Source organism: Sedimentitalea sp. (assembly GCF_039973035.1).
Taxonomy (GTDB): Bacteria; Pseudomonadota; Alphaproteobacteria; order Rhodobacterales; family Rhodobacteraceae; genus Sedimentitalea.
In genome coordinates this window covers 285,391-305,415 of sequence record NZ_JBDWLR010000060.1, presented here as the reverse complement: position 1 = coordinate 305,415, position 20,025 = coordinate 285,391, and the positions used below count along the sequence as shown (strand labels likewise).

The following is a 20,025-nucleotide window of genomic DNA, read 5'->3' as shown; positions in this document are numbered from 1 at the left end:
TCTACCTCCGGATCGCGTCTGAACTGGCGGCATCAAACACATGGCATTTGTCCAGCATCAGATGGAATTTCAGCGTTTCGCCCGGCTGCACAGGGCGCGGGTTGAGCATCTTGGCCTGCACCTCGGTGCCCGCAACATCGGTAAAGAGCAAGGTCTCAGTGCCCAGTGGTTCTGTCAACGTTACGGTCAGATCCAGCGCGGTCTTTTCGCCGTCTTCCTGCACCGAATGACCTTCGGGCATCAGATTGTCCGCCCGAAAGCCAAGCTGAATTTTTTGACCCAAGTTGACCAGACCGCGTGCGCCGACAGGGACCGGAACAACCAGCCCACCGGACAGGCTGATCGTGTCGGCATCCGTAACAGTGCCATCGATTAGGTTCATCGGAGGCGAGCCGATGAAGGTCGCGACAAAGGTGCTGACCGGCGCGTTGAAGAGCTCAAGCGGGGTGCCGACCTGCACGATATGCCCGTCACGCATCAGCACGATCCTGTCGGCCAATGTCATCGCTTCGACCTGATCGTGAGTTACGTAAATAATAGTGTTGCCAACACGTTGATGGAGTTTCTTAATCTCCACTCTCATCTGCGTGCGCAGCTTGGCATCCAGGTTTGAAAGCGGCTCGTCAAAGAGAAACACATCCGGATGGCGCACGATGGCACGGCCCATGGCGACCCGTTGTCGTTGCCCGCCCGAAAGCTCGGCGGGTTTGCGGTCCATCAGCTCATTCAGGCCGAGGATCTCGGCGGCTTCTGTTACGGCAGTGTCGATTTTTGATGCGTCGGCCTTGGCGATCTTCAGGGAGAACCCGAGGTTTTCACGCACCGTCATATGCGGATAAAGCGCGTAGTTCTGGAACACCATAGAGATGTTGCGTTCGCGCGGGGGCAGGTCGTTGACGACACGGCCACCGATGCTGATCTCGCCATCAGAGATCCCTTCGAGACCGGCGATCATTCTGAGCGTCGTTGATTTCCCACAGCCCGATGGGCCAACCAACACGACAAATTCACCATCCTGGATATCCAGATCAATGCCGTGCACCGCGCGAAACTTGCCGTAATTTTTCACGACGTTTGAAAGGTTTACTTCGGTCATATCGTTATCCTTTGACGCCGCCGAACGTGAGACCGGCAATCAGGTGTTTTTGTACGATGAAGGTCAGGATCAGGGCGGGGACGATCATCAGGACCGCGAGCGCACACATGCCGCCCCAATTGATCGTGAACTCTGCGGTAAAGTCCAACAGCCCCACGGGCATCGTCTTGGAGCCGACCGAACGGGTGAGCTGCGAGGCCAGTGCAAATTCATTCCATGACGTCAGGAACGCAAAGATCGCAGCCGAGGCAACACCCGACCGCGCCACCGGAAATTCGACCCGCCAAAAGGCCTGCCAGCGGGTGCAACCGTCGATCTCGGCCGCCTCGTGCAATTCCTTTGGGATTTGTCGGAAAAATCCGTCGGTAAGCCAGATAGTAAACGGCACGTTCATCGCCACATAGGCCAGTATCAGTCCGAAATGCGTGTCGATGATGCCGACGCGGGCAAAAACGATGAACAAGGGCAGGGAGAGCGCAACACCGGGAACCGCCCGAAACAACATCAAGCCGACGAAATAACCCGACTTGCCCTTGAACCGATAGCGCGCAAAGGCATAGCCGCCCGACATGCCGATCAGAATGGCAATCAGGGTCGATGTGACCGAAACGATCAGCGAGTTTCGGAAATAGGCGAACACCGGAACACCGCCTTCACCGGCGCCGCCGAACATGGCGCGATAGTGGTCCAGTGTGAAGGAGGGGTTCCAGACCGGCGGTTTGGCCATGATCTCGACCGTTGGGCGAAACGAGTTCAACACGATCCAGAGGCCGGGAATGCAGATGATCGTCATAGTCAGGAAAAGCGCAATGAAATGAAGGATTTTCAGGGCGCGCTTGCGGTTGCGATGGGCGAGATTGCTATCCATGTGACTTACCCCGCCATGCCGATTTCGGCGCGCGCGGCGCTGAGTTTGCGGAAGAAATAGATGGTAAAGAGAATTGACAGGATGATCGAGACATAGCCCATCGCATTGGCCAGCCCCATGCGGGCATCGACATAGCCGGTGCGGCTCATCAACGTCCACAAGAGTTCTGTGCGACGTGCGGGGCCACCGCCTGTCATGATCTGTACGATGTCATAGGCCCGCGCCACATCAAGACTGCGGATCGTCATTGCGATATAGATAAATGGCATCAGAAACGGCAGCGTGATGTGTCGAAATGTCTGCCAGGGGGTGCAGCCATCGACCTTGGCTGCCTCAAGCGGATCGCGCGGCATGGCAAAAAGGCCCGCAAGGATCAGGATTGCAAAGACCGAGGTGCTCATCCAGATCTCGGCGAACATGATCGAGAACATGGCCAGCTTGCCGTCAACCAGCCACGGCAACGCGGCGTTGAACCCCAGCGATTGCAGCACGTTGTTCACCAGACCGATGTTGTCGTTAAAGATGAACTTGAACTGAAACCCCACGAGGATCGGCGAGAACATCATCGGGAACATCAGGATCGTCCGCAACGTGCGCTGCCCCCATGTCACCTTGTTCATCAAGAGTGCGATACCAAGACCAAGGAGCAGTTCCACGTTCAGGACGATGGTCAGGAACAGCACGGTGCGCCCGAAGGCCGCCCAGAATTTTGCGTCCGTCAGGATCTTTTCATAATTGTACGTGCCAACCCACTTCCACAAAGTCGAGGGGCGCGTCAGCTTGTACGGCGTAAAGCTCGAATACAGCGAAAAGATGAGAGGGATCAGCACGACTGCGGCGATTACGATGATCGCAGGCAACAGAAGGACAAACCACTCGGGCAAGCGGCGGCGGATCATGATGCACCTATTGGCAAGTTCGCGGCGGCGTATGGGGGCAGGGCAGGCCCGCCCCCGTCACGATATGTGGCCTAGTAATAGCCGGACTCGCGCATCAGTTCGTCCACCTCGGCGGCGGCGTCATCCAGTGCTTCCTTGACGGTCTTGTCACCGACAATCGCGGCTTGAAGTTCCGGAAACACGATGTTGGTGGTTTCGCCCCATTCCGGGATCGGCGGAACGGCAAAGGCATATTCGGCACCGGCCGCAAACGCCGCAAGCGCTTCGGCGCGGTAGGCATCATCACCCGCCTGTGCGGCCTCGACATTTGCCGCCCAAACCGCTGACCGGGTTGGCAAGGACCCACCGGAACTTTCGGCAAGTTGGCTTTCTTCGCTGGTCAGGAATTTGACCAGTGACACTGCGGCCTCTTTGTTTTCACAATCGTTGGTGACCGAAAACCCATGATGGCCCGACCAGCCCGTGCGGGTGGCTGATCCCATCGGCTGGATTGCGACACCCACGTTTCCAGCGGCCTTTGACGATTCAGGATCGTTGAAGAACCCGGCCCAACCCGGCCAGTCAAGGTTCAGCGCGACTGTCCCGCTTGCAAAACCCTGCCCGAGATCGTCCCAGACGTATGAGGTTGTGCCAGCCGGAACGGCCTTGGCATCATAGAGGTCTACAAACCATTGCAGGGCACGTTGACCGGCCTCGGAATTGAAGATCGGCTTTTTGTCTTCATCCAGATAATTGCCACCCTCGGCCACGACCATCTCGTAGAAACGACCGACGATCGCTTCGTCCTTGCCGGCGTATTGCGTGCCGTAAAAGTTCGGCGGGTCGGCAAAAAAGATCGCCTGATCCTTGACCTGCTCCCAGGTTTCCGGGACGGCCAGATCATAGCCGTATTCGGCCTTGAATGCCGCAGCCTTGTCGGCGTCTTCGTAATTCGACTTGAGGTAATACAGGACTGAAACATCGAATTGCGCGCGCGGCAGCATCAAAAGCTCACCGTCGACAGTGGATGCCTTGATGTTCCCCGGTACGAATTCGGCAATCGTTTCTTCGGGGACAAGCCCATTCAGATCGACATACAGACCTTCGTACTGGGGGGCGAATGACGAATGGTTGGACCCCACGCACCAGTTGGTGGTGCCCGCTGCCATGTCTGATTTGATTTCTTTGTCGATCTCAAAGTGGCTTTTCTTTGAGATGATGTTGACGGTTGCACCGGTTGCGGCCTCCCAGTCCGCAATGCGGCCATACAGCGCCTCGTATTGCTGACCGCCGATGAGCTTCGCCTCGACCGTGGCGCCATCAAAGCTGCCCCAATCCGAAGCGATGGCCGAGTCGGCCACGGTCAGAATGGCGGCACTCGCCATCAAGACCCTGATAGAATTGCGTTTCCTCATTCTCTCCTCCTAAAGTCGTGCTGGGCAGTTCCTCCATCGTATTTGTATGTAAATCATCTATTCATTTACAAATCAACCTTGACTTGGTTCAACTTGTACCCGAGAATCGCCTTTGGCGAAGTAAGTCAGGTTTGGGATGGACGATACCACAGATAAATATCGCGCTCCGGCGCTCGAAAAGGGGCTCGATATCATCGAGCTTCTGGCCAGTTACGGCGAGGGTCTGACACAGGGCGAAGTCGCAAAATCACTCGACCGATCCCCCTCCGAGATCTACCGCATGCTCTCGACCCTCGTTCGTCGTGGGTATGTCATTCGGTCGTTGTCGGGTGATCGCTATTCGCTGAGCCTCAAGATGTTTTCCATCTCTCAACGACACCCGCCAATTGGTCGGATGATCGAGAACGGATTGCCCAAAATGCGGGCATTGACCCGCAAGACCTGGCAATCCTGCCATATGGGCATGGAGAGCAACGGCGATATCGTGATCGTGGCCTCGGCGGAATCGCCGGGGAATTGGGGATTGGCCCTGAAAACCGGCACTGTGGTCGGGCTGTGGAACACCGGCTCTGGGCGGGTCCTGGCTGCCTTTCGCAATGATGACGAAATCGAGGAGCTGATCGAACAGCACAGGCTGGCGATTGGCGAGCCTGCCTGTGACCGGGATGATTTCTTCGGTCACATCGAGCGCATTCGCGAGCTAGGTCATGAGAGGAGGCCGTCGGATACGGCAATCGGCGTCACCAACATCTCTTTTCCGATCTTTGGCCCCGACGGTCGCGCCGCAGCAGTCCTGAGTTGCCCCTTTCTGGAGCGTGTCGATGATCTGAAAGTTCCTGCATTGGATGAAGTGGTTGCCATGCACGGTCAGTTGGCAAGGGATCTAACGGCAATTTACGGCGGCTCAACAGAGAACGACGACAACTAGCGCGCCCGCCGCAACTGACTTTCAATTCAAAGGCACAGATGATGGTTATCGATACACATCAGCACTTCTGGAAACTCGACCGTGGAGATTATGGCTGGCTCACATCTGAACTTGCGCCGCTTTATCGTGATTTCCTGCCGCCGGATTTGAAGCCGCTGCTCGACGCTGTGGGCGTTACCGGAACAATCGCGGTTCAGGCCGCCGATACCGAGGCTGAAACCGAATTTCTGCTGTCACTTGCCGATGAATATGATTGGATTCGTGGTGTCGTGGGATGGGTCGACCTTGAGGCTGACACTGCGCCAAAATCAATCGCTCGGCTGGCGGCGCATCCGAAGCTGGTCGGCTTACGCCCCATGATCCAGGATATTCCCGATGACAGGTGGATGCTGCGCGACACGCTTGGGCCGGGCATTGCGGCCATGGTGGAACACAATCTGACCTTTGACGCGCTGGTGATGCCGCGCCATCTAAAGCATTTGCTTGTGTTCCTCGCGAAATACCCCGATTTGCGCGTGGTCGTTGATCATTGTGCCAAGCCGGAAATCCGCAACAAGCATTTTGATGACTGGTCGCGCGATCTGGCCGACATCGCAAAAGATGGGGCGGTGTACTGCAAACTGTCAGGTCTGGTGACCGAGACGGCGCAGGATTGGAGCGAAGCCGATCTCAAACCGTTCATCAACCACGTGTTTGAGGTATTCCCCGAAAACCGGCTGCTGTTTGGCAGTGACTGGCCGGTACTCAACCTCGCCTCGGACTATCAGACCTGGAAAGATATCGCGGTCCGCCGCCATGAAGAGGCGGGGCAGAGCACCATGCCCGACAACGTGCACGCTGCTTATCCGCGTCTGACGGTAAACAGCTAGCGCGTTATTGATAGCGGCCCAGTCGCTGCATGACCTCGATCTCATACCCGTCCGGGTCCTGAACAAAGAAGAAACGAGCAAGCGGTTCGCCGTCGTGATTGAAATCCACGACCTTGCGTGGTGAGAAACCAGCGGCTTCGAACCGCGCATGTTCGGCGTCAAGATCTTCGACAACAAAGGCGATATGCCCAAAGCCGTTGCCGAGGTCGTAAGGCTCGGTCTGGCCCTTGTTGATCGTCAGTTCAAGTTCGATCGTGTTTTCGTCGTTTGACAGATAGACCAGAGTGAACCCCTCGAAATCGAGCCGGTCGGCAACCTGTAATCCAAATGCCTGCGTGTAGAATTTCAGCGATCGGGCTTCGTCGGTCGCCCGTATCATTGTGTGTACAAGTTTTGCCAAGATTTATTCTCCGGATTGCAGTCTTGCCGTGCCGGACCCTACCGCAAAGGAGTGCGCAATGGGTACAGCCAGCGCGCAAAGTAATGGGTCAGACGGCAAGATGATTGATGGTCCTGCATATTGTTTCAGCGCACGCATTGCCAGTGGATAACCGGCAATGCAGGCGGCAGGTCAAATTCCTGACGGTACTCGGTCCGTCAGAGCGTGATGCGAAAGCGCGCGAAACCGTCAGGGCCGTCGCCAGCCTCTTCGATCTTGGCGTCCACCTGGTCGAGATAGGCCTTGGCCGCCGGTCCAGTATCAAACAGGACCGTGGTGCCTTCGAGTGGCGCAAAGGACCAGTTGCCGTCAGCGCGTGGGCTGATCGTGCCCTTTTCGACGATATAGCGCACGATGACATCGCGGTTGGTGTCGGGGCCTTCAAACACTGTGGTTTCCGCCGTCGCGCCGGGAAAGCTGCCGCCGCCGCCTGCGCGATAGTTGTTTGTCGCGATGATGAACTCTGCGTTCATGTCCAGCGGCGCACCGTTGAATGTCAGGTTCACGATACGGTTCGCACTCGCGTCCATCAGCACGCCTTTGGGATCATACTTTGACGGCTGCGACAGGTCGATCTGGTACTCCACACCATCGATCACATCAAAATTGTAGCTTGGGAAGGCGGGGTTCAGCAGTATCACATCCTGCGCGCCTTGCGTGACCTGGTTAAACATGCCGGCTGACCGTTCCAGCCAATCCTTGACCTGCTGCCCGGTGACGCGCACTGCGCGGGCGGTGTTGGGATAGAGATAGAGGTCCGAGACATTCTTGATTGCAATGTCGCCCTTTGGCACATCGGTGAAATAGTCCGGACCACCCCGACCACCGGCCTTGAACGGGGCCGCGGCGGACAGGACCGGCAAACCTTCGTGCGGCGTGCCTTTCAACATCTGGTCAATGTACCAGAGCTGGGCGATGGAAACGATCTGTACCGATGGATCATCGGCGACCAGTGCAAAATAGCTGTGCAGGGGCGCATCGGTCTTGCCGACGGCGCGGCGCACATAGGTCAACGTTTCGTCATGCTCGGTCTGCACCGATGCCAAGACCTCGGGATCGCTGTCGACGAGCGGCGTGACCGAGCGATCCTCGTTGCGCTTAGAAATCGGACGGGCCTCGGTCTCGGCGGAAACGACGCGCCATTCATTGCCGTCCTTTTCGACCAGCAGATCGATCAGGCCCATGTGGCTACCCCAGAAGCCGCCCATCGTGGCCGGCGTGCCCATCAACGTGCCTGCATCAACATCGGCCCCGGCGAAATCCGCATAGTCCGGCGAGGGAAAAACCAGATGGCTGTGCCCCGTGAGGATGGCATCGACACCGTCAAGCCCGGCCAGCGGGACCGACGCATTTTCCATTCCGTCCGAGGCATTGGTTGCGCCAATTCCCGAGTGTGACAGCAAGACGATAATGTCCGCGCCCTGTTCCTTCATCTGCGGGATATAGGCCTTGGCGGTTTCGATGATATCCCGCGCCTGCACCTTGCCTTCCAGATGACGGCGATCCCAGTTCATGACCTGCGGCGGGACAAACCCGATCAGGCCCACCTTGATGGGATATTCTGCACCTGATCCATCTGTCACCATACGATCGAGAATGACATAAGGCGGGATCAGGGTTTTGTCCTGTGTCGGATCGGCGCCCATCTCCAACGCGACGTTGGCATTGACGACAGGAAAATTCGCTCCCGCCAGCGATTTCATCAGGAAATCGAGGCCATAGTTGAATTCATGATTGCCTAGGGTAGAGGCATCAAACCCAAGCGTGTTCATTGCCTGAATCACCGGATGGGTGTCGCCGTCCTTCATCCCCCGTTCATAGGCGATATAGTCACCCATTGGGTTGCCTTGCAGAAAATCGCCATTGTCGATGAGCAGGGAGTTGGACGCCTCGTCGCGAATACCTTGGATCAATGATGCTGTGCGGGCCAACCCAACCGTATCGCGTGGCTTGTCCGCGTAGTAGTCGTAGGGGAACACATGCACATGCAGGTCCGTCGTCTCCATGATCCGCAAGTGCGCCTGATTGGGGGTGGCATTTGCCGAGAACGGATGCAGCGCGATAAAGCCTGCTGTGCCAGCGAGAAAGCTGCGACGGTCAAGCACGATGGACATTGGTGTGTACCCCAAGAATTGATTTCCGGTTCGGATGCCACGCGATTGTATCTCTCTGGTGACATCTCGCAAGCCGGGACATCGCCTTGCCCGGCGGTTAAACGAGCCTGTTTTTCGTCGGTACGGTTGAGAAAGGGCAAGCGCTTAGGGCATGGGAATGTCCGACACGTATTTGGGCACTTGATAACCCCGTTGGACGGCGGGGCGTTCGGCAATGCGGAGATACCAGTCGCGCACGTTCGAATAGTCCTTCAGGTCGGTCTCGTGAAAGTCAAAGCGCGCGGCCCAGGGCCAGCAGGCCATATCCGCAATTGAATATTCGCCCCGTCCCGTGCCCGCGATGTAATCACGCCCATCCAGTCGTGTGTTCAGCACGCCATAGAGTCGAGCAGCCTCTGACAGATAACGCTGTTCGCTGTATTCAGACTTGCCCCGGTTGTACTTCACAAAGTGGTGGACCTGACCGAGCATCGGGCCAAAGCCACCCATCTGCCACATCAACCATTCCATCATGCGCCAGTACTCGGCACCCTCGCATTGGAATTTCTTATACTTGTCAGCGAGGTACAGCATGATCGCGCCGGTTTCCATCAGGGTCTGCCCGGTTTCCTGATCAACGATGGCCGGAATCCGATTGTTGGGCGCGATCTTGAGGAACGCGGGATCAAACTGCTCGTCCTTAGTGATGTCGATCGCGTGGGACGTGTAAGGCACGCCCAGCTCTTCGAGCAGGATCGAAACCTTGCGTCCGTTCGGCGTCGTCCAGGAGTAGAGGTCGATCATGGGGCGGGTCCTTTTGGGTTTGGGTCAAGCGGTTTGGGAGAATGTGGTCGTTGCCGGGCGTTGGAGCAAGGGGGGCTGATGCTTGTATCGGAGATTTCGAAGAGCACGCCATTGCGATGCCCTGCAAGTGAAAGCGCCGACGCATTCCATCCGGCTGCGCTGGTGTCGTAGTGCGGGATGCGGGTGGTTGACGCAGAGCCGTTTGTGGTCGATCAGGGCAGCGGCACGAAACTTATCATATGAGAAATAAATTGACAAAAGTAAAATAGATGGAAATAGTGGGGCGGGATTAGGGCCCTGTTGATCAGGCTCTGTGGTCTGCCACGAGGGAGGACAAGATGGCAAACTCAAAAACCGGCTATGTTTCACGCCGCGCATTGCTGCAGGGGGGCATCGCTGCGGGTGCGGCGCTTGCGGCTCCGACCTTCTTTGTTGGCAAGGCCCATGCCGCAATTGAAAAGCTGAGTATCGGCATCATTCCGGCCTATTCCTTTGGCATTTACTGGCTTGTTAAGGATCAGGGATTTGCGCCCGGTGTCGAGATGGAGTTTAACGTATTTCCTTCCGGGCCTCCGGCCATCGAGGCGATGGTGGGTGGCTCTGTCGACGCCATCACTGTTGGTTCGGTACCGCCATTGGCGGCGATGGCGCGCAATGTGGCTGATTTCCGCGAGATCTCGGTCTGTGGCGACGCATCCGGCCTCTTTACCATCGTTGGTAAGCCGGGGATGCAAGGTCTTGCCGATCTCGAAGGCAAGCGTATTGCGGTAACTTCAGGCTCTAATTTCGATTTCTTTCTTGGCGTGGCGCTTGAACAGGCCGGGCTGGCAGAGATGCCAATGACCCGGATCAATATGGAGCCGATCGACGCGCAAGCCGCGTTGATTGCCGGCGCCGTGGATGCCACGGTACCGCTGGCCACGTCACGCCAGCTGATCTTTGAGAAGCTGCCCGGTGCCAGCATGCTGGCCGAAGGTGCCGCCATGCCAATCGACAAGCGGCCGTCGATCATGGACGTGTTCATGACGACGCAACAGACGATGGACGCCAAGCAAGAGGCCATGACCGAAGTTGTGCGTGCGTTCCACGATCAGGGGGTCGGCATGCTGCGTGACGACAATGCAGAGGTCGTCCAGCGGATGATCGCATGGCAAAGCGGAATTGGCCGTGCAGGCGTAACCGCAGCAGAGGTCGAGCCGCTGCTCAACGGGTATTTCTATTTTGACACGCCCGAGATCAAGGCGGTTTATGCCGATGGTATTCTCAAGAATGCGCTTAACGTGCAGTCGGAATTCCTGGTCGAAAACGACCGTATCCGCAACATGCCCGATCTTGACGCGCTGGTTTCCGACCAGATCGTCGCGCAGCTCTGACCGCCATGCAATTGCTACATACCCTTCGTTCAAGGCGCCTGTGGCTGGGCGCCTTGTCGATCGCCACCGTGTTCGCGATCTATGTCTGGATCACCAACCAACCTGACAACAATCCGGCGCTGTTGCCGCCGATCTCGGATATTCTGAAGTCGTTTCAAACCAATCTGACCAGCGGCAGTCTGTTGACGGCGCTCGCAGCGAGCCTCTTTCGGATCGCGATGGGCTTTTTCATCGGGACCACGCTGGCGTTGATCGTCGGCTGCCTTGTCGGTTGGTACAAGGTCGTGGAATACCTGTTTGATCCGTTGATCGAGGCGCTGCGCCCGATTCCGCCGCTGGCCTATATTCCGATCATCATCATCTGGTTCGGGATCGGCGAATTCAGCCGCGTGCTGATCATCACAATCGCCTGTTTCATGGTCTGCGTCGTGAACGTGATTGCCGGCATGAAGAACGTGCCACAAGTCTATGTTGATGCTGCATCAACGATGGGCGCGAGCCGCTTTCAGGTGTTTCGCACTGTCGCGGTGCCGGCGGCAACGCCATTCATCATCACGGGGTATCGCATCGCTCTGGCTGCGGCCTGGACGACGCTTGTTGCGTCCGAACTGTTAGCGGCCCAGAACGGGCTTGGCTTTCTCTTGCAGGAAGGCCGACGGTACTTTTTGACCGATCAGGTCATGATGGTCATCGTCATCATCGGTGGTTGCGCATTCATCATGGATCGCATCTTCCGCAAAATTCAAGCGTATCTCATGCAATGGTCGGAGGCCCGGGAATAATGCCCCAGATCGATGTCGACAACCTGACACATACCTTTGGCAAGGGCGGGCCGAACGCGCTAACCGTCCTGGACAAGATCGACCTGACGTTCGAATCCGGCTCGTTCAATTCGATCATCGGCACCTCGGGCTGTGGGAAATCCACGCTGCTCAAGATGATGGCAGGCCTGTTTTCGCCTTCGGACGGGGAAATGACGCTCGATGGCGAAGTGATCGAAGGCACCAACCGTCGCCGGGGCATGGTGTTCCAGCAGGATGCTGTCTTTCCGTGGATGACTGTTGCCAAGAACATCTCTTACGGACCGCGGCTTCGTGGTGCTTCGCGAAGCGAACAGGCCGAGATTGAGGCCAAGTGGACCGAACTGGTCGGTCTCAAGGGATTTGAGGATCGCTGGCCGCGCGAACTTTCGGGCGGGATGCGCAAGCGAGTCGATATCGGTCGCGTCTATGCCAACGATCCGGATGTGTTGCTGATGGATGAACCCTTTGGCGCGCTGGATGCACAGACCAAGGAACGGATGCAATCCGATCTGTTGGCGACCTGGCAGAAATCTAAAAAGACCGTTGTTTTCGTGACCCATGACATCGAAGAGGCGATCTTTCTGTCCGACAAGATCATCGTGCTGTCATCGCGCCCCGGCCGCGTGCATCACATTGAAGAAGTCAGCCTGCCGCGACCACGCAATGACGAGATGCGCCTGACCGAAGAATTCCTCGCTATCAAGCGTCGCCTCTGGGCCATGCTCGATCACTAAACCTCCCTGGCCTTTTGGGGCAACTGAACGCGTCGGTCCCTGTGACCGGCGCGTTTTTTCGCGCCAATGGCGTGGCTTTCTGTGCAATTTGCGTCCAGTGAAGCGGGCATGAAAAAAAGCGCCCCGATCTCTCGGGGCGCTTGTGTATCGGCAGCGGTATCTTGAGCTAAAGCGCTTCGGCCTTGACCAGCGAGTGCACGTCATCGACGCGAGCGGTGGCCAGATCATCTTCGGTGATCCCGAATTCCTTGCCCATCAGATCCTCGATCCCGCTGACAAGCGCCAGCGCGTCCAGCCCGTAATAGCGCATCAGATAGGCGCGAGAGCCGCCATGGGCGTAGGTATCTTTCAGCCCCAACCGAACCAACCGCTTGCCGACCCCGGCATCGGCCATGGTTTCGGCGACAAGCGATCCGATGCCACCTTCGGTGACGTGGTTCTCCAGCGTGATGACGCCGTGTTTGACCGAACCGATGTGGTCCAGCAACTGCCTGTGATCGAAGGGTTTGATCGTGTGCAGATGGATGTGCCGGATCGACAGTCCGGCATCTGCGAGCGCCGAGCGGGCGCGCATCGCCTCTTCGGTGCTGATACCCGAGGTCACGACAAGAATGTCGTCGCCTTCTGACAGCACCCGCATTTCACCCACTTTGATCGGTGTGTCAAACAACCGAGGCACCGAACCGCGCAGCACGCGACACCAGACCGGACCGTCAATGCTGTCGGCAGCCTCGCAGATGCTTTCGACTTCGGTGGCATCGCCGGTCTCAAGGATGGTCATGTTGGGGATCGACCGCATGACCGAGATATCTTCGATTGATTGGTGCGTCATGCCGCCCGGCGTGGTTACGCCCGGCAAGAACCCCATCAGTCGCACCTTGCGACGGGGATAGGCGATGGAGGCCATCAGCTGATCATAGGGTCTGCGATACATGAATACGCCAAAGGTGTGAATGAAGGGCCGGAACCCGGCAAGACCAAGACCTCCGGCAAAGCTCAGCATGTTCTGCTCGGCCATGCCCAGCGACAGGAACTGATCCGGATGCCGGTCGCGAAAACCGTCAACTTCGCATGACGACGTCAGGTCGGCCGAGAGGCAAAGAATGTCTGGATTGCCGGCAGCGAATTTTTCAAACGCCGACGCATAGGGGCGGGATACCATTTCAACCATGTGCGGGGCTCCTCAATGGGCGTAATCAATGGGGTCGACGCCAAGATCGGCGGCAATCGACGAGTTGAACCGGGCGCGTTCGTCCGGCGATTTGAAGCGAACATAGTGCAGTCGGGGAAAGCGTTCCTCGAGGATCGGCATGGTCTGAAAGGGCGAAGTCCGCGCAAGGATGATCAACGGCTTGCCGTCATGTGACTCGTTCGCCGCGTCGCGCATCGCGCCCAGATCATGCCCGTCGATTTCCACGCAGGCCGCGCCAAATTCGATGAACTTGCGGCGGATGTCGCCCACTTCCATCACGCTCTCCATAGCGCCATCGCATTGCTGGTCGTTCACGTCCATGATGGCACAGAGATTGTCGATGCCGTGAAAGCGTGCGGCCTGAACGGCCTCCCAGGTCTGGCCTTCCTGCACTTCGCCATCAGACATAAAGACCCATGTGCGACCGGGTTCGCCGCGCAGCTTGCGGCCATAGGCCAGCCCCGCACTTGTTGAAAGCCCGATGCCAAGCGTGCCGTTGTGAACCTCCATTCCGGGGGAATGCTCGGCGCCGATCATCTCGACTGAGGACCCGTCCTGATTGAACATCTCCAGCCCTTCGGGAGCCATGCGGCCAACTTCGATCAGCGTCGCATATGCCACCAGTGCGTAATGCGCGGGTGCGATGAACAGACGGTCAAATTCTGGGGTTGCCGGGCCGTTGTATCCGGCACCGGTATGATAATCCGGGTTTGACGGCGAGGGCACACCTTCAAAGGGCTTGGGGATCATCGGCAGGGTGGGTTCGCCCAGATTCAGCTGTTCATTGTAAAGCCATGCAAGTTGTTCGGCAGCAGAGCAGGCCTGGCTCAGATACCCGCCATTGTTGCGGATCGTATGCTCAAAGACGCGACGCCGGATTCCCAGTGCGATGTCTTCTGTGGTTCTCTCGTTCTGCATGGCGTCCTCTGATTTGATACTTTACAAAAGTTACTAAATCTACCATATGTAAAAGTCAAGCGCCGCGCAGAAGCGGGGTGGAAAGGACTAAAGATGAAGTACACCGCAGCGCATTGGGGTGCCTATCGGATCGAAGGCGACGACATTCGCCCTGTCGCGGATGATCCGCGCCCTTCACGCATCGGGCGTGGTTGGCTTGCTGCGGCACGCGATCCAAACAGCCGTATCCTTGCACCAATGGTGCGCGAAGGATGGCTTGACGGTGATAGCGGGGCAGGGCGCGGACGGGATGGGTACCGTGAACTGACTTGGGACGAGGCCACAGCGCTGGTTGCCCGCGAGATACGTTGTGTTCGCAAGGCCCATGGCAATGAGGCGATTTTTGCCGGGTCCTACGGCTGGGCAAGTGCGGGGCGCTTTCACCACGCACAAAGCCAGCTGAGGCGGTTCCTCAATCTCGTCGGCGGCTTTGTCGGTGCGCATGAAACCTATTCCCACGCTGCTGCCGAGGTGCTGTTTCCGCATATCCTTGGCCTGACCAACCGCGGCATGTTCGACGCGATGACGAGCCTCAGCCTTGTTGGCAAGCACTGCGATCTGCTGCTGGCGTTTGGCGGCATTTCCGAGAGAACGGCACAGATTTCCGCATCCGGCGTGACCCGCCACGACATCAGAGCACCACTTGATCTCCTACGCCAGCGCGGCGGGCGGATCGTGAATGTATCTCCACGCGCAAGCGATCTGCCGGACGCCGAATGGCTTTCGATCCGACCGGGCACCGACACGGCGCTGTTGCTGGCACTCTCGCACGAAGTGATCATCGCCGGTCGCGCTGACGAGGATTTTCTGACCAGTCGCACCAGCGGCTGGCCCGAATGGCACGCCTATCTGATGGGTGAAACGGATGCCGTGATAAAGTCCGCCGAATGGGCATCGCCAATCTGTGACATTCCGGCGGACGATATCCGGGCGCTGGCCCTTGCGCTGTGCGAGAGCCGCAGCATGGTGACGGTGAACTGGGGTCTTCAGCGCGGCGATCACGGCGAGCAGGTGATCTGGGCGGCGTTGGGTCTTGCCTGCATCCTCGGCCAAATTGGGCAGCCCGGCACCGGGTTCGGCTTTGGCTATGGCTCGACCACGCCGGTGGGTCGCCCGCAGCGCTGGATCGGCTGGCCATCGGTGTCTCAGGGAACGAACCCGATCAACGATGCCATTCCGGTGGCGCGGATCGCCGACATGCTGCTCAACCCCGGTCAGCCCTATCGGTTCAACGGGGAAACGCGGCACTATCCAGATATTAGACTTGTCTACTGGTGTGGCGGCAACCCGTTTCACCATCATCAGGATCTCAACCGGCTCCGCAAGGCGTGGATCCGGCCCGAGACGGTAATCGTGCAGGACCATTCCTGGACCGCAACCGCCCGCCACGCGGATATCGTACTGCCCGCGACCACGCCGTTTGAGCGCGATGACCTGATGGTCAACCGCCGCGACCCAAGTTTGTTCTACATGTCACAGATGCACGCGCCGATGGGGCAGGCGCTTGATGATCACGAGATTTTCCGCCGCCTTTCCAAACATTTTGGCGTCGAAGACGCGTTTACCGAGGGCCGCGAAGTCAAGGGTTGGTTGCGCCATCTCTGGGCGCGCGCGCAGGGTGTCGCGCAGGAGAACGGTTTCGCCCTGCCTGAATTTGAGCGTTTCCGGACGGAGGGCCGGTTTGATGTGCCTGATGTCTTTGAGGAAAAGGTCGCGTTGGAGAGTTTTGTCGCGGATCCCGTGACGCATCCATTGAACACCGAAAGCGGTAAGATCACGCTAACAAACAAGACCATCGCGGGCTTTGATCTGGCGGATTGTCCGGGTCAGCCCCGTTGGCTGGAGCCTGTCGAAACATTGATCGGCGCGGACGAGGGCGAATTGCACCTGATTTCCGGTCAACCTGACACGCGCCTGCATTCCCAGAACGATCGGGGCAACGAGGCGCAATCGGACAAGATTGCGGGCCGGGAACCGGCCCGTCTGCATCCCGATACAGCGGCGAGGTTCGGCTTGGCTGAGGGTGACGTTCTACGCCTCTGGAATGCGCGGGGGGCCTGTTTGGCCGGTTTGCGGATGGATCCCAAATTGCGACGTGATTGTGTTTCACTGGCCACCGGCGCGTGGTTTGACCCGCAGGTCGTGGATGGTGCGCAACTGGAGGTGCATGGCAATCCCAATGTTTTGACGCTCGACAAGGGGTGTTCGGAACTCAGCCAGGGAAACTGTGCCCATACGGCGCTGGTCAGAATCGAAAAATGGACCGCGCCGCCGCCACCGTTGAGTGTCGATCGACCTCCGCACATCACCGATGGAGATACAGTTTGAAGGAGGTGGACATGGAAAAGCTATGGTTGGGGCTGGATGTGGGTACCACGGCAGTCAAGGCCGCCGCCTATACGCCGGATGGTCGGCAAGTTGCATTGGCCGAAGCGCCGAGCAAGATCACACAGGTTTCGGGCGGCGGCACGGAACAGGATATGGATCAGGTCTGGCAGACTGTGGTCACGGTCCTTTCGGACCTCGTGGCACAATGTGGCGGGGCAGAGATCGAGGCACTTGGAATTGCGGCGCAAGGCGATGGTCTGTGGTGTGTCACGGCAAAGGGCGCACCGGCTGGGCCTGCGATGCTCTGGAATGACACGCGAACAGCGGATGATCTCGACGCGCTTAAGGCAACTGATGCGACAGCGGTGATCGGGCGTGGCTGCAACACCTCGCTGTGGTCTGGAACATCCGGCATGCTGTGGCGTTGGGTGCGCAAAAACCGCCCCGAGATGGCCGCGAACACCGGCCATATCCTGACCTGTGTCGATTGGATCGGGTTGAACCTGACCGGCGAGATGGCGACTGATTTTTCGGACGCCACGATCCCCTTTCTCGATATTGCAAACCGTCGGTACGCTCCCGCGCAGATTGAGGCGCTGGAGTGTGGTGATCTAGCGGGCAAATTGTTGGCACCACGCGCTGCGGATAGTGTGCTGGGGCAGATCACGGATGCCGCGGCGACCGCGACCAGCCTGCCTGCGGGGTTGACGGTATCGGTCGGCACGCTGGATCTGTCGGCGATGATCGTCGGCATGGGCCTTCACCGCGCGGGTGAGACCATGATGATCATGGGCACCACTGCGGTCGTGAACATTCTGACCGATCAAATCCAACCTGCCGATGCGCCCGTCGGTGCAAGCTGTCTGCACCCGACGGCCCCGGTGACCATTCGCGTTCTCGCCCCGACAACCGGGGCTGCGGCCTTTGACTGGTTCGCAGCACTTCATCCGCAAAGCCTTGGTGGGGCCTCTACCGGTGAAATCGCGGGGCGGATGAACGCGCTGGTCGAAACGGTTCCGCCGGGGGCCAATGGGGTGACCTTTCTGCCCTATCTCAACGGTGAACGCGCACCTTTCGTGGCACCCAATCTGCGCGGGGCCTTTCACGGTCTGTCCTCGACCACGTCGACCGGAGACATGGGCCGGGCGGTGATGGAGGGCGCGGCGCTTAGCCTGCGACATTGCTTTGAAGAGGAAACCGGCCTGCCCACGTCATCGGTCCAGCTGACAGGCGGCGGATCGAAAAACCCGGTCTGGTGCCAAATCATCGCCGACGTGGTGGGCCAGCCGGTGCTGGTCAGCCAAGCCTCGGATCACGGGCTTTGGGGGGCTGCGGCACTTGGTGCATCGGCTGCCGGGCTGGGCGAAGCGGTGACGCTGGCCCGCCGCGACGAACGACTACAGAGCTACACACCCCAAAATCACGCCGCCTATGGCCCGGTCTACGCCAGATACGCTGTCATATCGCGCTATCACCGTGCCTTGCAGGCCGAACTCAATACCTTGCGGGAGACCAAGACATGACCAACATGATGACCACCGCCGTTCAATATGCGATCGACGACATTCGCATCGAAGAACGCCCTGTCCCCGAGATCGGCCCCGGCGAGCTGCTGCTCAAGACGCTCGCCTGTGGTCTGTGCGGCGGCGAAACCATGGCGTGGTACAAGACCGAACCAAAGGTGCTGGGCCATGAACCCGTGGGCGAGGTCGTCGAGATCGGGGCAGGGGTAACAGACTACAAGATCGGCGACCGTCTCTTTGTCAATCACCATGTCGGACGGGTCAATTCGCACCTGTCGCGCCGCGGCCATTTCACCCGCGATCCGTTCTACAAGTCGATGAAGCTCGACCCCGGTGGCGTCTGTGACTACTACCGTGTGACGGCCCAGCATCTGGCAATGGACGCCCACAAGCTGCCCGAGAGCATTTCCACCGAGGCCGCCGTGACCATCGAACCCTGGTCCTGTGTGCTGTCGGGGCTGAAGGTCTGCAACATCCAACCCGGCGATACGGTCGCCGTGGTCGGGGCCGGGTTCATGGGGCAGGGGTTTGTTCATCTCGCGCCGCTCTTTGGGGCGGGCAAGGTCGTGGCGCTGGATTTTTCGGACTGGCGTCTGGCCAAGGCTCGCGAATTCGGCGCAACCCATACGATCAATCCCAAAGCCGAAGATGCAGTGCAGGCCATGCGCGCGCTCAACAATGGACGGCTGGCCGATACGGTCATCGTCATCGCACCATTTGCCCCGGCTTGGGATCAGGCGCTGTCGCTGGTCGAGGCTGGTGGGTGTTTGCATCTCGGCGCGCCGATGCCGCCGGGGGAACAATGGGTCCGCGACGGTAATGCCGCCTATTTCGATCAGATCACCGTCACCTCGCGCTACTCCTCGGATCATACCGACACCTACAGCTATATCCGCCTGCTTGAGGCGGGGCGGATCAAGGCGGAGCAGGCCATCTCGCATCGCTTTGATATCGCCGACACACCAGAAGCGTTTAGAATGCTGGTCGAGGCGGAGAAAAGCTTGAAGATCGTCGTGTACCCTCATGGAATAAATGATGAAAAGCAGGAGGCAGCGTGATGCTGGACGCGCTAAAGCAAGAGGTCTGCGAACAGAACCACGAATTGCCGCGCAATGGGCTGGTTGTCGGATCGGGTGGCAATGTATCCGGGCGTGATCCGGAAACCGGGCTTGTGGTGATCAAACCGTCGGGTGTGAAATTTGACAAGCTGACGCCCGACACGATGGTTGTCGTCGATCTGGAAGGCAATGTGATTGACGGGGCCATGAAGCCTTCTGTCGATACCGGCATTCACCTCTACGTGTATCGAAACCGCGACGACGTGGGCGGCATGTGCCACACCCATTCACCTTATGCGTCGAGCTTTGCGGCGCGGGGCGAGCGGATCCCGGCGGTGATGACCCCGATCACCCATATGCTCGGACGTGACGTGCCCTGTTCACGTTACGCCACGCCCGGCGAGGCCGATACCGGTAAGGCCATACTCGAAGCGGCAGAGGGCGGTATGGCGGCGCTGGTCAAGGCGCATGGCGTCTTTACGATGGGCAAGTCGGCGACCGAGGCCACATCGGTCGCGATGTACCTTGAAGAAGCTGCCATGACCACGCATCTCGCGATGCTGCGCGGCCCGGTCGAAGAGCTGCCACAGGAAGAGATTGATCGATGCTATGCGTGGTTCCGCCGGAACTATGGTCAAGCGGGAGCAAAGCAGGTAAATGCTTGAAC

18 protein-coding genes are annotated in these 20,025 nt (G+C 58.5%); 9 read left to right on the top strand and 9 right to left on the bottom strand.

Features of this window, described 5'->3' with window-relative positions:
• Position 1: 1 nt before the first annotated feature.
• The 4 genes from ugpC to ABJO75_RS15860 all read right to left on the bottom strand — a co-directional run bounded on the left by ugpC (position 2) and on the right by ABJO75_RS15860 (position 4,257).
• A complete protein-coding gene (ugpC, locus tag ABJO75_RS15875; protein WP_348134544.1) occupies positions 2-1,096 on the bottom strand; it encodes a sn-glycerol-3-phosphate ABC transporter ATP-binding protein UgpC in 1,095 nt (364 codons plus the stop codon).
• Between the two features lie 4 nt (positions 1,097-1,100).
• Positions 1,101-1,964: a carbohydrate ABC transporter permease gene (locus ABJO75_RS15870; protein WP_348134542.1), complete on the bottom strand. Its 864-nt coding sequence runs from the start codon at positions 1,962-1,964 to the stop codon at positions 1,101-1,103.
• 5 nt (positions 1,965-1,969) lie between these two features.
• Positions 1,970-2,863 carry a sugar ABC transporter permease gene (locus ABJO75_RS15865; RefSeq protein WP_348134540.1) on the bottom strand — a complete coding sequence of 298 codons (894 nt, stop codon included), beginning with the start codon at positions 2,861-2,863 and terminating at the stop codon, positions 1,970-1,972.
• Positions 2,864-2,934: 71 nt separating this feature from the next.
• Positions 2,935-4,257: an extracellular solute-binding protein gene (locus tag ABJO75_RS15860; protein ID WP_348134538.1), complete on the bottom strand. Its 1,323-nt coding sequence runs from the start codon at positions 4,255-4,257 to the stop codon at positions 2,935-2,937.
• Between the two features lie 136 nt (positions 4,258-4,393).
• Between ABJO75_RS15860 and ABJO75_RS15855 the strand changes: the two genes are divergently transcribed.
• Positions 4,394-5,185: an IclR family transcriptional regulator gene (locus tag ABJO75_RS15855; RefSeq protein ID WP_348134536.1), complete on the top strand. Its 792-nt coding sequence runs from the start codon at positions 4,394-4,396 to the stop codon at positions 5,183-5,185.
• A 41-nt stretch (positions 5,186-5,226) separates the two neighbouring features.
• Positions 5,227-6,054, top strand: coding sequence for an amidohydrolase family protein (locus ABJO75_RS15850; protein WP_348134534.1), 828 nt, complete (start codon positions 5,227-5,229; stop codon positions 6,052-6,054).
• 4 nt (positions 6,055-6,058) lie between these two features.
• On the opposite strand, the gene ABJO75_RS15845 is transcribed toward ABJO75_RS15850, so the two are convergent.
• From ABJO75_RS15845 to ABJO75_RS15835, 3 genes are all read right to left on the bottom strand, one after another.
• Entirely contained in the window at positions 6,059-6,454 is a 396-nt protein-coding gene (locus ABJO75_RS15845; RefSeq protein WP_348134533.1) for a VOC family protein, read from the bottom strand.
• A 197-nt stretch (positions 6,455-6,651) separates the two neighbouring features.
• Positions 6,652-8,607: a bifunctional 2',3'-cyclic-nucleotide 2'-phosphodiesterase/3'-nucleotidase gene (locus tag ABJO75_RS15840; RefSeq protein ID WP_348134531.1), complete on the bottom strand. Its 1,956-nt coding sequence runs from the start codon at positions 8,605-8,607 to the stop codon at positions 6,652-6,654.
• A 144-nt stretch (positions 8,608-8,751) separates the two neighbouring features.
• A complete protein-coding gene (locus tag ABJO75_RS15835; RefSeq protein WP_348134529.1) occupies positions 8,752-9,390 on the bottom strand; it encodes a glutathione S-transferase family protein in 639 nt (212 codons plus the stop codon).
• Positions 9,391-9,728: 338 nt separating this feature from the next.
• On the opposite strand from ABJO75_RS15835, the gene ABJO75_RS15830 reads away from it, so the two are divergent.
• From ABJO75_RS15830 to ABJO75_RS15820, 3 genes are read left to right on the top strand one after another with little or no spacing between them, the layout of a single operon-like run.
• Positions 9,729-10,763, top strand: coding sequence for an ABC transporter substrate-binding protein (locus ABJO75_RS15830; RefSeq protein WP_348134527.1), 1,035 nt, complete (start codon positions 9,729-9,731; stop codon positions 10,761-10,763).
• A 53-nt stretch (positions 10,764-10,816) separates the two neighbouring features.
• Positions 10,817-11,545 (top strand): ABC transporter permease, encoded by a 729-nt coding sequence (locus ABJO75_RS15825; RefSeq protein ID WP_348134525.1) that lies wholly within the window; start codon positions 10,817-10,819, stop codon positions 11,543-11,545.
• Positions 11,545-12,300: an ABC transporter ATP-binding protein gene (locus ABJO75_RS15820; protein ID WP_348134523.1), complete on the top strand. Its 756-nt coding sequence runs from the start codon at positions 11,545-11,547 to the stop codon at positions 12,298-12,300. The genes ABJO75_RS15825 and ABJO75_RS15820 overlap by 1 nt, the downstream gene beginning before the upstream one ends.
• Before the next feature lie 166 nt (positions 12,301-12,466).
• Here ABJO75_RS15820 and ABJO75_RS15815 read toward each other — a convergent pair whose 3' ends face one another.
• Together ABJO75_RS15815 and ABJO75_RS15810 are read right to left on the bottom strand one after the other, a co-directional pair.
• Positions 12,467-13,471, bottom strand: a complete 1,005-nt coding sequence (locus tag ABJO75_RS15815; RefSeq protein WP_348134521.1) for a transketolase C-terminal domain-containing protein — start codon at positions 13,469-13,471, stop codon at positions 12,467-12,469.
• 12 nt (positions 13,472-13,483) lie between these two features.
• Positions 13,484-14,410 carry a transketolase gene (locus tag ABJO75_RS15810; RefSeq protein WP_348134519.1) on the bottom strand — a complete coding sequence of 309 codons (927 nt, stop codon included), beginning with the start codon at positions 14,408-14,410 and terminating at the stop codon, positions 13,484-13,486.
• Positions 14,411-14,503: 93 nt separating this feature from the next.
• Here ABJO75_RS15810 and ABJO75_RS15805 point away from each other — a divergent pair, with 93 nt between their 5' ends.
• From ABJO75_RS15805 to ABJO75_RS15790, 4 genes are read left to right on the top strand one after another with little or no spacing between them, the layout of a single operon-like run.
• On the top strand, positions 14,504-16,777 hold the full coding sequence (locus tag ABJO75_RS15805; protein WP_348134517.1) for a molybdopterin-dependent oxidoreductase: 2,274 nt from the start codon (positions 14,504-14,506) through the stop codon (positions 16,775-16,777).
• An 11-nt stretch (positions 16,778-16,788) separates the two neighbouring features.
• Entirely contained in the window at positions 16,789-18,300 is a 1,512-nt protein-coding gene (locus ABJO75_RS15800; protein WP_348134515.1) for an FGGY family carbohydrate kinase, read from the top strand.
• A complete protein-coding gene (locus tag ABJO75_RS15795) occupies positions 18,297-19,358 on the top strand; it encodes a zinc-binding dehydrogenase (protein ID WP_348134513.1) in 1,062 nt (353 codons plus the stop codon). The genes ABJO75_RS15800 and ABJO75_RS15795 overlap by 4 nt, the downstream gene beginning before the upstream one ends.
• Positions 19,358-20,023 (top strand): class II aldolase/adducin family protein, encoded by a 666-nt coding sequence (locus ABJO75_RS15790; protein WP_348134511.1) that lies wholly within the window; start codon positions 19,358-19,360, stop codon positions 20,021-20,023. Before ABJO75_RS15795 ends, ABJO75_RS15790 begins: the two co-directional genes overlap by 1 nt.
• The last annotated feature ends 2 nt before the right edge of the window (positions 20,024-20,025 follow it).